The 16,105-nt window shown below is 70.4% G+C and carries 13 protein-coding genes; 5 read left to right on the top strand and 8 right to left on the bottom strand.

The window, feature by feature from the left end:
• The first annotated feature begins 53 nt into the window (after nt 1–53).
• Nucleotides 54–1,100 carry an AraC family transcriptional regulator gene (locus ACIBSV_RS06745; protein ID WP_395859960.1) on the top strand — a complete coding sequence of 349 codons (1,047 nt, stop codon included), beginning with the start codon at nt 54–56 and terminating at the stop codon, nt 1,098–1,100.
• A gap of 14 nt (nt 1,101–1,114) precedes the next feature.
• Here the strand turns inward: ACIBSV_RS06745 and ACIBSV_RS06750 are convergent, their stop codons facing one another.
• From ACIBSV_RS06750 to ACIBSV_RS06775, 6 genes are all read right to left on the bottom strand, one after another.
• On the bottom strand, nt 1,115–2,344 hold the full coding sequence (locus ACIBSV_RS06750; RefSeq protein WP_395859962.1) for an FxsB family cyclophane-forming radical SAM/SPASM peptide maturase: 1,230 nt from the start codon (nt 2,342–2,344) through the stop codon (nt 1,115–1,117).
• Between the two features lie 163 nt (nt 2,345–2,507).
• On the bottom strand, nt 2,508–2,675 hold the full coding sequence (locus ACIBSV_RS06755; protein ID WP_395859964.1) for a hypothetical protein: 168 nt from the start codon (nt 2,673–2,675) through the stop codon (nt 2,508–2,510).
• A gap of 238 nt (nt 2,676–2,913) precedes the next feature.
• On the bottom strand, nt 2,914–4,131 hold the full coding sequence (locus ACIBSV_RS06760) for a PP2C family protein-serine/threonine phosphatase (protein ID WP_395860940.1): 1,218 nt from the start codon (nt 4,129–4,131) through the stop codon (nt 2,914–2,916).
• Nucleotides 4,132–4,335: 204 nt separating this feature from the next.
• Complete coding sequence (locus ACIBSV_RS06765; protein WP_395859967.1) at nt 4,336–5,178, bottom strand: sugar phosphate nucleotidyltransferase; 843 nt, start codon at nt 5,176–5,178, stop codon at nt 4,336–4,338.
• A 210-nt stretch (nt 5,179–5,388) separates the two neighbouring features.
• Nucleotides 5,389–6,639, bottom strand: a complete 1,251-nt coding sequence (locus tag ACIBSV_RS06770; protein WP_395859969.1) for a SpoIIE family protein phosphatase — start codon at nt 6,637–6,639, stop codon at nt 5,389–5,391.
• Complete coding sequence (locus tag ACIBSV_RS06775) at nt 6,639–6,848, bottom strand: hypothetical protein (RefSeq protein ID WP_395859971.1); 210 nt, start codon at nt 6,846–6,848, stop codon at nt 6,639–6,641. Before ACIBSV_RS06775 ends, ACIBSV_RS06770 begins: the two co-directional genes overlap by 1 nt.
• Before the next feature lie 365 nt (nt 6,849–7,213).
• Here ACIBSV_RS06775 and ACIBSV_RS06780 point away from each other — a divergent pair, with 365 nt between their 5' ends.
• Both ACIBSV_RS06780 and ACIBSV_RS06785 read left to right on the top strand, forming a co-directional pair.
• Nucleotides 7,214–7,816, top strand: coding sequence for a helix-turn-helix domain-containing protein (locus tag ACIBSV_RS06780; RefSeq protein WP_331769877.1), 603 nt, complete (start codon nt 7,214–7,216; stop codon nt 7,814–7,816).
• A complete protein-coding gene (locus tag ACIBSV_RS06785) occupies nt 7,809–9,140 on the top strand; it encodes a glycosyltransferase (protein ID WP_395859973.1) in 1,332 nt (443 codons plus the stop codon). Before ACIBSV_RS06780 ends, ACIBSV_RS06785 begins: the two co-directional genes overlap by 8 nt.
• Nucleotides 9,141–9,310: 170 nt before the next feature.
• Here ACIBSV_RS06785 and ACIBSV_RS06790 read toward each other — a convergent pair whose 3' ends face one another.
• Together ACIBSV_RS06790 and ACIBSV_RS06795 are read right to left on the bottom strand one after the other, a co-directional pair.
• Nucleotides 9,311–10,762 (bottom strand): purine-cytosine permease family protein, encoded by a 1,452-nt coding sequence (locus tag ACIBSV_RS06790; protein ID WP_395859975.1) that lies wholly within the window; start codon nt 10,760–10,762, stop codon nt 9,311–9,313.
• A gap of 224 nt (nt 10,763–10,986) precedes the next feature.
• The gene (locus tag ACIBSV_RS06795) at nt 10,987–12,000 is read right to left on the bottom strand and encodes an SMP-30/gluconolactonase/LRE family protein (RefSeq protein ID WP_395859977.1); all 1,014 of its coding nucleotides are present in this window, start codon (nt 11,998–12,000) and stop codon (nt 10,987–10,989) included.
• Between the two features lie 269 nt (nt 12,001–12,269).
• Here ACIBSV_RS06795 and ACIBSV_RS06800 point away from each other — a divergent pair, with 269 nt between their 5' ends.
• Nucleotides 12,270–15,206 (top strand): SpoIIE family protein phosphatase, encoded by a 2,937-nt coding sequence (locus ACIBSV_RS06800; RefSeq protein WP_395859979.1) that lies wholly within the window; start codon nt 12,270–12,272, stop codon nt 15,204–15,206.
• A gap of 46 nt (nt 15,207–15,252) precedes the next feature.
• Nucleotides 15,253–16,071, top strand: a complete 819-nt coding sequence (locus ACIBSV_RS06805; protein ID WP_395859981.1) for a helix-turn-helix domain-containing protein — start codon at nt 15,253–15,255, stop codon at nt 16,069–16,071.
• Nucleotides 16,072–16,105: the final 34 nt, after the last annotated feature.

Below are 16,105 nucleotides of genomic sequence, written 5' to 3' on the forward strand. Positions count from 1 at the left end.
CGGGCCCCCCGTCCCGTGTGACGTGTGCACGTGAGCAGGCGGAGGAGAGCAGGGTGGCCCATCCCGATGCCGCGCACCTCGATGCGAGAACCGAGGCGGTCGTACCCGCTCCCGCGAGGGGGCGCGAACTCTACCGGGGCGGTGACCAGTCGCTGCTGCACCCGTTGCTCGACGCCCACTTCACCCGACACGCGATGGAGGTGGTGGGCCGCAGACCCCTGGACGCCCGCTTTCGGGTCCTGCACCAGGGAACGGTGAAGGCATACGACCTCAGCTACGGCACCGACGTGGTGATCAGTCCCGCCGAGCCACCCGCCGTCTACATCGTGCGCCTCGAACACCGCGGCCGAGCCTCGCTCAACGTCGAGGGCCGCACGCAACCCTTCTCCCCGAGCGTGGTCAACCCCGGACAGGTCGTGGTCGCCCGTTGGGACGCCGACACCGCCACCCGAATGCTCTGCATCCCCCGACAACTGGTGACCCGGGCCGTGCGCGACCAGATCGGCGAGACACCCGAGGAACCACTCGACTTCCACACCGCGTTCGACCCGCGCATCCCCCACGCACGCACCTGGCTCCGGATCGCCCGACGGTTCACCCGCGAGGCCGACAACGGACTGTTCGCCCGATCCCCCCTGGCCGTCGCACACTTCGAACTCGCACTCGTACACGGCCTGCTCGCCACCCAGCCGCACCGCCTGTCCGAACCCATCCGCCACCGCGCACCGGTCCGCGGCACCGGCCCACTCCAACGCGCCCTCGCATACTGCGAGACACACGCCGGAACACCCATCTCGGTCGCCGACATCGCCGCGGCCGCCCGAGTGAGCGTGCGCACCCTCCAGGAACAGTTCCGCATCCACCTGGACACCACCCCGATGGGTCATCTACGGCGCATCCGCCTGGCCGGCGCGCACGCCGACCTCCTGGCCGTGGCACAGGGCCGGACGCACGGCACCGTCACCGGCATCGCCGCCGCGTGGGGCTTCCCCGAACGCCGACACTTCGCCGCCCACTACCGGGCCGCCTACCACCGGCCCCCCTCACACACCATCGGCGGGCACGCGACCGACCCGCACCACCCCGCGCCCGCCCGATGACTCACGACGTGACCTCACCCACCCGCCGGCGCGCTCGCCAGATCCTTCGCGATCCTGGTCCGCACATGCGCGATGACCCGCATCATGTCCGGGCAGTACACCGTGGGATTGAGGAACCCGCTGCCCGCGCGATAGCGGTGGATGAAGAATCCGCCCCCGCAGACATCGCGGATCGAGCATGAGCGACACGTCGGCGACAGGCCCTCGATCCCGATCTGGCGAGCCACCACCGCCGGGTGCCGCAGCGCCGCGTCCAGCGGGTCGGTGAGCACCGACAATCCCGTGGCCGCCGCGCCGTCGAACGCCGACTTGATCGTGTCCACCTGCTCGATCCCACCGTCGGTGTCGATGGTCACGGTGGTCGCGGGGCCGATCCCCACCTGTTCGGACCGGGTGTGGCCGCCGAGGACCAGACTCAGCAGATCCTCGAACAGCTTGACCCGGGTCTCCTGGCGCGGTGCGTCGTACCAGCGATCGAAGGCCCGCACGATCCAGTCGCCGTAGGGTGTGCGGCTCGACCCCTCCTCGCGCAGGGGCGGCGGAGACGTCCAATTCCCGTGCGGCAGCACGAAGTCGAGCATCGGCGGCTCGTGCGTGAGCAGCGACTCGTACACCTCGACCGGATCGTTCGCCACGTCGATGACGCACAGCAGCCCGCCGAACAATCCCGGCCGCGACGGATCCCGCAGCCTGGCGACCGCCTCGGTCACCGCCCCGTGGCTCCCGCGCCCATCGGCGAAGCGCCGATGGCGGTCGTTGGCGAGTTCGCCGCCGTCGACACTCACGCCGACCCGGAAGTCCAGTGCGTGCAGGGCGTCGAGCATGCGGTCGTTCAGGAGCAGACCGTTGGTCTGCACGCCGAACGAGACGTGTGTACTCGCCGGCACCTCGCGGCGTACGGCCTCGGCCATCCGCGTGATCAGGGCCGGTCCCGCGAGTAGCGGCTCGCCGCCGTGCACGATCAACTGCACGCGCTCCTGCCCGTGGGCGCGCACGTGTTCGCCGATACGGGCGGCGGTACGGTCCACGACCGCCGTCGACATCGTCTTGGCGCTAGATCGCCAGGATTCGTCGCCCATCTCGTACAGGTAGCAGTAGTCGCACGCGAGGTTGCAGCGGCTGTGCATTTTCACCACGAAGTGGGTGAAGGGCACGGGCTGCCACGTCGTGCCCAGGCTGTCGGGATCGAGCAGATCGGCCGGCCATTCCGCCGGTCTGCGTACGGGAGCTTCGAGGTTGACCACAGTGTCTGCTCCGGGTGGTTCCGAGGATTGCACCGGCGCGATCCGTGCGGGTGAGGGTGTTCCCGGCCGGGTCCGGCGGACCTCGGGAGTGTCCGAGGTCCGCCGGGGCATCAGCCGTTGCGTCGACCTCCGGCGTCACGTGCCGGTCGATCGAGGGTGACTGTTACTCGCCGCCGACGAAGCTGTTGTAGCCGATGCGCGGACCGCCGGCCTCGGACTCGGCGGCGACCCGACGCAGCGCCATGGCCAGCGGGGATTCGCCGGTGCGGTCGAACGCGGCGGGGGCGGCCGGGGAATCGGTGACGATGGACGTGGAATTCACGGGGTTCACGAGTGGCTCCTGTGTTCGATCCGGTGGGGCAACCTCAGGCTAGGAAAATCGGTCATCGCCGGCTCGGATCGCGAACGGAACTCGCGCGATCCGACCCGATCACCGCGCTTCCATACCCCCACCCGCACCCGGGGGTCGAGACCTCGATCCGGGCTGCCCGTCGAACCCCGCCGGCTTCCGTGTGTCGACCCGGCCGAACGCGGACCGCGAGCAGCGCGAGGCTCGGCGCGGTGCCGGGTCACCGGCGCTGCGGACTCCATTCGAAGAGCAGGATGGTCACGTCGTCCCGCAGTTGGTTGCGCTGGTAGTCGAGGATGGCGTGGATGAGCAGCCGCAGCACCTCGGCCGGGCGCTGTCCGGCGGAGGAGGAGCGGATGATGAAGTCGGTGAACCGGTCGAGGCCGAACTCCGCACCGTCCGCGTCGCGCGCCTCCACGACACCGTCGGTGTAGAGCAGGACACAATCGCCCGGTTCCAGGGTCGCCTCGTGGACCTGCCGGGCCGCCGGGGCGAGTGAACCGGCAAGGCCGATCGGAGGCTGTGGGGGGCTGTCCAGTGCCCCGGCGAGCACCCGCTCGGCACGGATCAGCAGCGGTGGGGGGTGACCACAGTTGACCCAGCGCAGCACCCCGGTCTCGGCGTCGAGCCGACACAACACGCCGGTGGAGAAGTGGTCGGGCAGCCACTGGGCGAGCGCCCGGTCGACGGAGCCGACCACGTCGGCCAGGTCGGCGCCGCCCCGGCGGGCGTTGCGCGCCGCGGCCATGGCGACCGACGTGGTCAGGCCGGCGGTCAGATCGTGGCCCATCGCGTCGAGGATCATGGTGTGCAGGATGTTCTTGACCACCGAGTGGTCGAAGGCGTCGCCCGCGACGTCGTACGCCGGTTCCAGGACGGCGGTCGATACGCACCTGCTGCTGCCGATGGTGCGGGGCGGCAGGAAGGCCCGCAGCATCTCGGCGGGCAACCGCATGGTCGCGGTGCGGGTGCGGGCGGCGAGCCAGTCGCTGTAGGCGCGCTTGGACGTGATCAGCATGGCGAACAGATGGGCCAGCATGCGACTGCGGCGCATCCGTGTCTCGTCGAGCGAGGCGGTCCGCACCGCCAGCACGCCCAGCCGCTCCGCACCGTCGACGAGAGGCACCCACAGGATCAAGCTTTCGTCGTCCTCGGCCACCCGTGGAGAGACCGTGCGGTAGGCCCAACCGGCCGCCGAGAGGTCCACCGGCAGCGGCTCCAGGGCCTCGTCGAGTGGGATGAGCAGCTGCTGCTGCAGGTCGACGAGGTAGATCAACGCGGTGTCCAGGCCGAGGGCACGGGCGCATCGGATCGCCAAGGCGGGCAGTTCGACCGGCAGGGCCGTCTGCGCCTCGACGATCAGCTCTTCCAGCCGATCCTCGTCGATGGCGGTGTCGGGACCGGGGAACGCGTGCGGTGTGTCCGACACGAGGATCACCCCTTCCGTGCCCAGTTTCACACCGATCCCGCCCTCCCTCACCTCAGCCCGGGTCACGCCGGCCCGCCGGTCACCCGAACCCGGCCGGGTGATCGACCGGCCCGGGGACCACGCGGCAGGCACCGGCTCGGCCGGCCGACCCTGGACCCGATGCGCGTGCTACGGATCGGGCCGCTCCTCCCGCCGCGAACCGATGTCGCGGATCTACTGCTTGTCGACGACGACGTGTTGGGATGCCTCCGCCAACCCTTGCTCGCTGCCGAGATCGAAGTAGGTGCCGCGACTGACGGTTACGGCGATCGCAGTGGACCGGACGACTTCCGACAGTCCGTCGGTGAGGCGGTACTCTCCGGACTCTTCGTGTTCCCCCACCGCGCCGAGGACGGGAAGAAATTCCGCGGGGAACGCGTACCTGCTGATATTGATCAGGACCTTCCCGCCGTCGGGTCGGGTTCCACCGGCGTCCTTCTCGACGAGATCCGTCAGGTGCAGTCGCCCGTCGCTTTCGACCGTTTCGAGGCGGCCGTAGCGGTCGAGGGCACTCGCCGGCGACGGTTGTCCCACGAGGGCATATCCGCCACTGCCGCCCGCATCGCGCCCCAGTCGCGTGAGTGTCGATTGTCCATGCCGCTCGACGAGCAGGTCGTCACTGGAGACGAAGAAGAAGGCGTCGTCGGCGATGAAGTCTCGTGCGAGCATCACCGGGACGGCGGTACCGTACCGGTCCTCCAGGTCTTGCTCGATGAAGGTGATCGAGGGAACCGAGGCGAGTTCGTCGAGCGCACGCGCCTTTTCACCCCAACCTCGTCGGCCGAGCAGGGCACGCAGTTCGGTGTCGTCCTCGTAATAGCGCTGGATCTGGGTGCTTCCCCGGCGTACCACGATCGCGATTTCCCGCACGCCGGCGGCAGCGCACTCACGGACGATGTAGTCGATCGTCGGCCGGCGTCCGATGGGCAACATCGCCTTTTCGATCACCTTGGTAATCGGGAACATGCGCGTTCCCAACCCTGCCGCCGCGATGACCGCCTTGCGAATGTTGTCCACAGATGTACTCCTCGATGCGCGACGGCAGGGCCGTCCGCCGGGCCGGGCCCCACGGTTGTACGTCGTGCGGCTTCCACCGTCCTCGGAACGGCCCTCGGCGGACAGGTCACGATAACGCCGCGAGGGAGTGCCACGAGAAGTTCGGGCGGTGTCAGCCATGCCGGCCGATTCGACGACGGGACCGGACGGGGTGTTCCGCGTATCGGACTCTCAGCCGGGTCCTCGCTGCTCTGCACGATCGGGGTGAGGCACGCTGACGGCCAGGACCGCCGTGTCGTCGTCCACCCCGGCACCGAGGGTGTCGAGCAGGTCGCGGATGGCGTCGATGGCGTGCCGGGCGGTGGTGGGGGCCAGCGCACGGGCGAAGTCGAGGAGGGCATCGTCGCCGTAGCGGTCGCCGCGGCCGCCGGTGTGCGCCTCGGTGAGGCCGTCGGTGTGCAGGAGCAGGGTTTCACCCGCTTCGAGGCGGAAGGTGATGGTGGTGATGTGGGCGTCGGGCAGTGCGCCGATGAGCTGGCCGCCGGGGGTGGGCAGATAGTCGGCAGTGCCGTCCGCGCGCATCAGCAGAGCCGGCGGGTGGCCGCCGCCGGCCAGGGAGATGCGGAAGCCGCCGTGGTCGCCCTCGGGCGTGAGCAGGCCGAAGAGGACCGTGCAGAACCGGGGGTCGATGCCGTTGTACTCGTGGTTGAGAACGGTGTTGAGGTTGTGCAGGACGGCGGCCGGGTCCGGGTCGTAGACCGCGGCGGCGCGCAGCGTGTAGCGGGCCAGGGAGGTGACGGCGGCCGCGGCGGCGCCCTTGCCGCACACGTCGCCCAGGAAGATTCCCCAGGTGCCGTGCGCGAGTGGGAACAGGTCGTAGAAGTCGCCGCCGACCTCGTCGGCCGAGGCGATGTGGTAGTGCGCGGCGACGTCCAGGCCCGGCACGTTCGCCAGGGCCGGCGGCAGCAGGGTCTGCTGGAGTGTGGTGGTGAGGCGCCGCAGGCGTTCGCGCTCGCGCTCGGACTCCCGGCGGGCACGCAGCAGCTCTTCCTCGTAGGCACGGCGTTCGCGGGCGTCGAAGACGGTGGTGCGGATCAGCAGCGGCTGCCCGTCGTCGCCGGTCTTGACCGTGGAGGTCACCAGGATCGGGAGTCGGCTGCCGTCGGCCGCCTTCATCTCCAGCGCGATGCCGTTGATCTGGCCCTGCATGCGCAGCAGGGGCGCAAAGTGTGTTTCGTGGTAGAGGCGTCCGCCGACGGTGAGGAGGTCGGAAAACCTTTTGCGGCCCACCAGGTCGCCGCGCTCGTAGCCGAGCCACTCCAGGAGGGTGGTGTTGACCTTGGCGATCTGCCCGTCCAGCAGCGTGGACAGGTATCCGCACGGGGCGTGCTCGTAGAGATCCTCGGCGCTGTCCTCCAGCAGTGCGGAGAACGTGCGGTCGTGGTCCGTATGCCCGTCCCGGTCACGGCCGGCTCGGGACATCACCGCGGCGTTCCGGCGAACGCGGCGAACGCCTCGGTCGTCTCCTCGGGGGCGCCGAGCCGGGGGTAATGCCCGGTGGCGCTACGGGTGACAAGGCGCACCACCAGGCGCCACATGTTCCGGTCGCGGCCGAACCCGTGCGCCGGCATCACCATCGGTGCGCTTGCCCGGCCGGACACCCGCACCCGGCTCCCGCTTCGCACATTCATACGATCCATCCTCGCAGAGACGTAAAAGGCCAGGACCGCGAGAACGCGCGCTCGCCGCCGTGCGGGCCGTGCCCGGCGCCGTTCACCGCCTTACCGAGCAAGCGCCCGAGCCGCCCCGAAGCCGGACGCTCCGCACGTTCATCGCGGCAGCGCGCCATCGCGGCGTGCACCAGGAGTTCCCGCGACAACTCCACCTCGAAACGGGAAGAGGGTCTCTGCCGTCGGCCGCGGGGGCGGGCTCCCGTTGCTTGCCGTACGGCAAGCAAGTGATCGTCGCGGAACCACGAACGCCCACCCCGCTGCAAGCCGCAGGTGCCACGGACTTTCACTTGACTTCCCACTCAATTCAATATGGAATCAACTCCATGGAAAGTGAGGGCAGACGCTCGTACCGGATGGGCGCCCGGGCCGCGGCACTGGAGGCCACCCGGGCGCGCGTCATCGGCTCGGCGGCCGAACTGTGGTCGCAGCGTTGGCACGACGAGGTGACGTTGCAGCACATCGCCGACGCGGCCGGCGTGTCGGTGCAGACGATCGTCAACCACTTCGGCGGCAAGGACGGCCTCGCCGACGCCGTCGCCGACGCGGTGGCGGCACAGACCGAGCTCGCGCGCCAGGCGCCGACCGGGGACGTGGCGGCCATCGTCGCCGTCCTCTTCGCCGACTACGAACAACAAGGCGACGCCAACGTGCTCTGGATCGCGCAGATGGACCGGATCCCCGCTGCCGCCCGGGCCGCCGCACACGCCCGCGGTCTCCACCGGGCCTGGCTGGAACGGGTCTTCGCCGACCGGCTCCCCGCCGCCGGCCCGGCCCGCGATCACGCGCTGAACCTGCACTACGCCGCCACGGACATCTACCTGTGGAAGTTGTGGCGCCGTGACCTCGGGCTCTCCCGCGAGGAAGCCGAGCGAGCCATGCGCGACATGTTGACCGCGATCGACCCTCGGAAGGAACACCATGCCTAGCAACTTCCTCTTCGCCACGTGGGCCGGCGGCGGAGCCGTGCCCCCCGTACTGTCGGTCGCCCGCGCGCTCCGCGAACGCGGCCACGGCGTGCGGGTGCTGGCCGACGAGTCGCTGCGCGACGAGATCGTGGGCGCGGGCCTGGAGGCGGTCGCCTGGACCACCGCGCCGCAAGGCGACCCCAGCGACCCGAGCAAGGACGTCATCCGCGACTTCGAGGCCCGCACGCCGCTCGGCGCGGCCGCCCGGCTGCGCGACCGCATCGTCTGCGGGCCGGCGTCCGACTACGCCCGGGACACACTCGCCGAGTTGCGTGCCCGGCCGACGGACGTGCTGGTGTCCGAGCACATGCTGCTGGGCGTGGCCACCGCGGGTGAGGCGGCCGGCGTCCCGACGGCCTCGCTGACGACGACGATCTATCCGTTCCCCACCCCGGGGGCACCGCCGCCCGGTCCCGGCTTCGCTCCGGCGAAGGGCGCGCCGGGCCGGCTGCGCGACCGCATCGTGACGCGGTTGTCCGGCAAACCGTGGGTGAAGGGGCTGCCGGCCCTGAACAGCGCACGCGTCGAGAACGGCCTGGAACCGCTCGACTCGGTCGTCGAGGCGTTCGAGCGCGTCGACCGAATACTCGTGCTTTCGCCCCGGGCCTTCGATCACGCCGGGCGGCAGTTCCCCGAGCACATACGGCACGTCGGGCCGCGCCTGGAAGATCCCGCCTGGGCCGGGGACCTGACGCTGCCGGACGGCGACGCACCACTGGTACTGGTCGGCCTGAGCTCGTCGTTCATGAAGCAGCACGACCTGCTGGAGCGCATCGCCGAAGCCCTCGGCACCCTGCCGGTCCGCGGGCTGCTGACCACCGGCCCCGCCGTGGACCCGGCAACGGTACGCGCGCCCGCCAATGTCCTGGTCACCGCCTCCGCCCCGCACAGCCTCGCGCTGCGGCACACCGCCGTGACCGTCACGCACGCCGGCCACGGGACCACGGTCAAGTCGCTGGGCGCCGGGGTCCCCATGGTCTGCGTGCCGCTCGGCCGCGACCAGATCGAGGTGGCGCGGCACGTCCGACTGGCGGGCGCCGGCGTCTCCGTGGGCAAGGGCGCCTCGGCGCGCACGATCGCGCGCGCCGTCGAGCGGGTGCTGAACGACCCGTCGTACCGCTCCGCGGCGGAGCGGATGGCGCAGGCGATCGCCGCCGAGACCGCCACCGACCGGGCGGTCGCCGAACTGGAGGCCCTCGCCGAGCAGCGCGCGCCCGGGGCCGCCCGCACACCCGACCACGAGTCGATCGAGCCATCAGGGCAGGCAGGGACATTCGCGAGCTGACGTCCCGTCACCGTCCCCCGCTCCACCGTCCCCGCAATCGGTCCGCGAGATCCTCGGCTCGCACGCACACGTGCCGCCTCCGCGCGGGTCCCGGCGGGAGGGACCGTACGGAGGCGGCGGGTTCGTGTGCGGTGGCCGGAGATCCACCGTCCGCGCGGGGTGCGCGGCGGTCAGCCGACCGGCGCCTCGGCGCGGGTGTCGCCTGCCTCCGGCTCGGTGGGGCGGATGGTTTCGGCGGGCGGGTTCGCGGTGCGACGCGCCCACAGGTAGTAGAGCACCGACGTGACCGCGAGGCCGACGATCCAGGAGATGTCCGCGCCGTCCAGCTTCTTGGTGAGCGCGCCGGTGTACAACTTGGTGGCCAGGAACGGGATCTGCACCACCACGCCCACGACGTAGCAGGTCAGCGCGGTGACGTTCCAACGACCGTAACGGCCGTTCGGGTCGTAGAGCGCGGGGATGTCGACGCGCTCGCGCGAGATGAGGTAGTAGTCGACCAGGTTGATCGCGCTCCACGGCGTGAAGACCATCAGGAGCAACAGTACGAAGTTCTTGAAGTTGGTCAGGAAGTCCGCGCTGGCCGCCATCGCGATGACCACCGTGACCGCCGTGAACCCGATGATGTACGCCGCGCGGGCGGCCTGCGAGATCCGTGAACGCCCGTCGAACGCCGTCACGATCGTCAGGATCGACATGAAGCCGCCGTATGCGTTCAGGCAGTTGACGGTCAGCTTGCCGACCACGATCACCAAGTAGATGAGGAACGCCACGAACGCGGGGCCCGCCAGATCGCCGAGGAAGCCGACCTGGTCCGGCAGGAACGCCTTGCCCGCGACGGCCGCGGTGAGCGCCCCCAGCGTCATGGCGATCTGGGAACCGACGACGGAGCCCGCGAACGTCGACCAGAACGTCGCGCGGTGGCTGGTGTCGCGCGGCAGGTAGCGCGAGTAGTCGGCGACGTACGGGCCGAAGGTGAGCTGCCACCCGGCGCCGAGGCCGATGGCGAGCAGGAACGTCGCGATGTCGAAGCCCGTTACGCCCACGTGCGCGCCGACGTCGTACTGCGTGAAGAGGCGGATCATCAGGTAGCCGAGGCCGAGCACGCCGATGACGGTCGCGATGCGGCCCGCGACGTGGATCAGACGGTAGCCGGTGACCGCCACCACCGCGGTGAGCGCGCCGAAGATCAGGATGCCGACCTTGGCGTTGTCGATGTGCAGCATCTCGCACACGGCCTGACCGGCCAGGACGGTGCCGGTCGCGGCGAAGCCGAGGTACATCAGGATCACCAGCAGCAACGGCAGGACCGCACCGTAGACGCCGAACTGTGCCCGGCTGGAGATCATCTGCGGAACCCCGAGCTTCGGCCCCTGCGCCGAGTGCAGCGCCATCACGGCCCCGCCCAGCACGTTGCCGATGAGCAGGGCGAATATCGCCCACAGCGCGTCGGCGCCGAAGACCACCGCCAAGGCGCCGTCGACGATCGCGGTGATCTGCATGTTGGCGCCGAACCACAGGGTGAACTGGCTGAGTGGCGTGCCGTGCCGCTCGGCGTCGGGGATCACCTCAATGGTGCGGCGTTCCAGCGCGAGGCCCCCCTCGGAGGTCTGCTCGATCGGCATGCGTGGCTCCCAAGGCGTAGCGGCGATCACGCCGAACTGTGTCTGTGTCCCGCCGAATCTGGCATGGAGATGAACAGACTTCAAGATCATGAATGAAGAATTTCATTCGGTGGACACCACATCACACCCCGGCCACGGACGCGCCCAGGCTGATTGCCCGCGGTGAGAGGACTGAGCCGCCTTGTCCGGGCCGAGACGGACGGGCCGCGGGCCGCGTGCGTCGCCTACCGGGGCGGAGGGGATGCGAGCACGATGATGTCGTCCTCGTACAGGCTGCCGGCGACCACCGTGCCCTCGTGCTCCGCGACGCCGGTGACGAAGCCGTACGAGACGTTGTCGGCGCGCAGATCGTGGACGACGCGCGAGTCGAGGTCGAAGGCCATGACCCAGGCGACGGGTGTGGCCTTGGGCCGTAGGGCCTCGGGCAGGTTCCACAGGAGGACACGCGGGAGCCCCGGCAGGGGCAGCAGCCTGTCCAGCAGCGCGTTGCGGGGCGCGGCAATCGACACCCAGAGCAGCCCGTCGCTTCCGAGGCTCATGTTGTCGGGCAGGCCGGCGAGGTTCTCCACGAACGGCTCGTCGGTTCCGGCCTTCGGGCCGGTGAGCCGGTGACGGCTGATCCGGTACCCGGCGGTCTCGGCCACGAGCAGGTGGGAGGCGTCCGGCGCGAGGACGAGTCCGTTGCCGAATTTGAGGCCGTCGCGCAGCACGGTGACCGTGCCGTCGGGGTCTCGGCGGCAGAGCAGGCCGGTGCAGGAGTGCTCGACGATGTCGCCGACGTAGTGCTCCAGGTCCCAGCGGCGGGTGGACACGGTGAACCAGACGGTTCCGTCGGGGCCTTCGACGACGTTGCTGACGAAGGTGAGCGGCCGGCCCGCGATGGTGTCGACGAGCACCTCGACGGATCCGTCGGCGGACATGCGCAGCAGACCCCGGTTGTGATCGCAGATCAGGATGCCGCCGTCGGCGGCCGGTTCCAATCCCAGCGGACGGCCGCCGGTGTTGCCCACCACCGTATGGGTTCCGGCGGCGGGGTCGATACGCACGATGCGGCCGTCGCCGAGACCGGTGAGCAGGTTGCCCCGCCTGTCGAAGATCACGTCCTCGGGGCCGTGACCGCCGGTGGCGATGCGGCGGCCGACGACCAAACGGCCGGTGACGGCTGTGCGCCCCTCGTCGGCGGGGGCGGGGGGCGGAGTCCAACGGCGGGGCGAGATGAGGCGTCGATTCAAGGACATGTCAGGCTCCCTACCCAGGCGGCGGGAAGCCGCCCGGGGTGCCCGCCACGGCGCGCGGCATGGACGTCCGGCCGTCTCGAAGGCACGGAGTTCGGCGAACGGTTCGGGCGACCTCTGCGAACCCGTCCCGGGTCGGCGGCCCAGGCGGACGCATGGAACGAACCTCGTCCCGCGTCCCGGCCGGACCGCAGGTCGGATGTCCCGTGAACCCCTTCATCGCATACGTTTTGGGTATTATGTGCGTTTCCGTCCCGGGAGAGGGGCCACGCATGGATGGGCTCGGGAAACCGGATCCCGGATCCGTCGACGACGCGAGACTCGGGACGCTACGAACCGCCTGCGCGGACGCCGACGTCGACGAGCTCGAGCTGGCCCGACTGGCGTTGCATCACGCGGTGACTGCGACGGGGGCCCTGGCCGGATTCGTGCACCTGCGGGCGCAGGACCGAAACGTGCTGAGATTGGCCGCGATCAGCGGACTCCGGGCGAGCCACGCGGTTCGGTGGGAGGACCTCCCCGCCGACGGCTCCAACGGACCGGCACGGGCGATGCGCGAGGGCAAACCCATCGCACTGGCCCTCTCCGACGCCGACCGAGGCGACGGCGCCGGTGGCGACGGCACCGGGGGCGACGGCGCCAGTGGGGACGGCATCGACGCGGCCGACGGTCGGCCGCTCGGGTACGGTGCCGCGGCAATGCTGGTCCTGCCCATCCCCGACAGCCGGCAGGGCGTCGGAACCCTCACCCTGATCACCACGACGCCCGTGCCCGAGGAACGACGCGCGTTCCTTTCCCGTCTGGTGGACACGGTGGGCACCCGGCCGGCGCGAGCCTCCACCTCGGAACGCGTGATGCTGCCCTGGTGGTCGGGATCGGGATCACGTCTACGCGAGGCCATGGCGGGCGTACGGGTCGCCACGTGGGAATGGGACATGCGGACCGGGGAACTGCTCATCGACGAGGTGGGCTTCGACGTGATTCTGAAAAGCGCCGGATTGCGCCGTGACGAGTGGGACAACCGAGTCGAGACCTGGATGCAACGGGTGCACCCCGACGACCTGGAGGGAGTGCTCGCGGCGATGGAACAGGCCATCGCCCGACACGAGGTGTACTCGGTCGAGTATCGGGTGCGTTCGGCGAACGGACGGGTCAACTGGGTCGAACTGCGAGGCCACACCACCTACGCCGACGACGAGACCCCGTTGCGGATGACCGGCACCGGGTGGATGACCACCGCCGAGCGGATGACGGAGCAGGCCGTCACTCGCGTCCTGCGCCATCTCCCCGACGCGTTCCTGATCGTGGACCCCGCCGACGGGCGCGTACTGTACGCCAACGACCGGGCGAGTCTTCTCGCGACCGCCCACACCTCCCTGACCGGACGCACGCCCTGGGAGGTGATCCCCGAACTCGCGGACCGGGGACTCCCGGAGCAGTTCGCGAAAGCGTTGGACAGCGACCTGCCGGTGACGGTCGACATACGGCTGGGCGAGACCTGGCAGCGACTGCGCCTGGTGGTGGCGGACCCCTACCTCGTGGTCTTCATGGCGGATGTGACCGCGAAGCTTGAGGCCGAACGAGCCGCCGTCGAACGCGGACGCCGGATCGGGGCGTTGGCGGAAGCCCTCGCCCAGAGCCTGACCACCCGGGACGTGGTCGACGCCGTGGCGGCCGAAATCCTCCCGGCGTTCGGTGCCGACAGCGTGCTGATGTACGCCCGGGAGGACACGAGTCTGCGCCTGGTGGGGACGGTCGGCTACGACCCGGCGCTCGTCGCCCGACTGAGGGACTTGGACGAGCCGCGTCCCCTGTACACCGACGTTGCGCAGTTCATCCCCTCGCTGGAGGCGTTCGTCGAGCGCTACCCCGAGCTCGCCGACCTGGCCCGATCGGGCGAACGACGAGCCTGGGCGCTACTGCCGCTCACGGCCGGCGGCCATCCGGTCGGCAGTTGCGTGATCGGCTTCCTGCACCCTCGTTCCTTCGCCGGCGCCGAACGCGGAGTACTCATCGCCCTGAGCGGTTTGATCGCCCAGGCGATGGAGCGGGCCCGCCTCTACGACCGTGAGCACGAACGCGCTCGCCGATTGCAGGAACAACTGCTGCCCTGGCGGCTCCCCCAAACAGCGGCCCTGACCTCCACCGCCCGATACCGTCCCGCGGGCAAGGGCGTCGACGTGGGCGGCGACTGGTACGACGCCATTCCGCTCTCGGCCGAGCGCGTCGCCCTGGTCATCGGCGACGTGATGGGACACGGGCTGTCCGAGGCGATCACCATGAGTCGACTGCGCACCGCGGTCTCGACCCTGGCGATCCTGGACCATCCGCCGGAGGAGATGCTCGCCCACCTCAACGACGTCGTCGCCGGCCTCGACGGCGACCTGTACGTGACCTGCCTCTACGCCGTGTACGACTCCACGACCGGGGTGTGTACGCTCGCCTCCGCCGGCCAGCCGCCGCCGGCCGTGGTCGACCCGGACGGCACGACGCGTTTCCTCGAACCCCCCATCGGCCCACCCTTGGGGACGGCTCAACTCCCCTACCAGACCCTTGACTTCGTGCTGTCCGAGGGAAGTCTGCTGGTGCTCTACACGGACGGTCTGATCGGCGTCGCGGACTCGGACCCCGAGGTCGGGATGAGCCGACTGCACAAGGCACTGACCGACGCGGCCGGCGAACAGCGGCAGGAGCGCGCGTCCGACGACGAGGCCACCGAACTGGGTCGGTTGTGCGACTCCGTCATCGGCGCGCTGCTCCCCGGCTCCGGGCATTCGACGGACGACGCCGCGATCATGGCCGTGCGCGCCCACCGGCTCGCCCCGGAACACGTGGTCTCGAGGGATCTCCCATTCGAACCCTCCTCGGCGGGCCTGGCCCGCGAGCTCGTGCGTGATCAACTCCCCCGGTGGGGCTGGGAGGACCTGATTCCGAGCACCGAGTTGGTGGTGAGCGAGCTGATCGGCAACACGATCCGGCACGCCGCGGGACCGATCGCCCTACGCCTGATCCGCGGCACTACGCTGACCTGCGAAATCCAGGACGGTAGTCAATCCAGTCCGCGCACTCGGCACGCCGCGCTCATGGACGAGAACGGCCGCGGCCTGCAACTGGTGGCGGCGATGACCCACCGCTGGGGCACCCGGTACACCAGTTCCGGCAGCAAGACCCTGTGGACGGAACAACTGCCTCCCGCTTCCCGGGAATGAACCACCCGATCGGCCGACGTCGCTCGCAGGGTGAGAGGCTGGTTCGGTGATCAGGCGAGACTCCCCTCTGAGACCGTTCGTGGCGACGCTGGCCGCGTACGATCTCGGGCCGGGCCCGGCCGGTGTCCACCGCGGGCTTCCCTCCTCCACCCTGTCGATCACCATCCCCGAGGACGATTCTCTCGAGATCGGGTGGGTCGCGCGTTCCGCCTCGCGCAATCGCCACCGCGCCGTCGTGGCCGGCCTGCACATGGACGCGGCCGAGCTGCGGCAAAGAGGCTGCACCCGCGGCGTGTACGTGACGCTCAGCCCGCTGGGCGCCGGCGCGTTGCTGGGGCTGCCGGCGTCTGCTCTGGCCCATCACGTCGTCGATCTCGCCGACGTGGTCCCCGCCCTGGCGGACCTTCCGGAGCGGATGGCGGCCTGCCGGACCTGGCCGCAACGTCGCGCGCTCGTCGAACACGCCCTGCTCGGCGGCCTCGCCCGGCACGGCGACGGCGAGAACGCCGACGAACTGCGCGCCATGCTCGCGGCCCTGTCCCGCACCACCCGGGTGGATGAGGCCGCCCGGCGGATCGGATGTTCGAGACGGCACCTCAGCAGCAGGATCCGTACGGAGTGCGGGGTGACGCCGAAGGAGTACCAGCGTCTGGTCCGCTTCGAAACCGCCCGGCGTCGGCTCGCGGCCGTCGACACCGCCGCAGTCGGTCTGGCGGACGTGGCCGCCGCGTCGGGATTTGCCGATCAGGCGCATCTCTCCCGGGAGTGGCGGGCCATGGCCGGGTGCACACCCACCGAGTGGCTGCGCGCCGAAGGCCCGTCGGCCCCCGACCACTCACTCGGCGAAGCGCCCGCGTCCGGTTGACGCGCGATCGGGCCGGGCTCGTTCCCAAACGTTC

It is taken from the genome of Embleya sp. NPDC050154, assembly GCF_044460165.1.
Classification (GTDB): Bacteria; Actinomycetota; Actinomycetes; order Streptomycetales; family Streptomycetaceae; genus Embleya.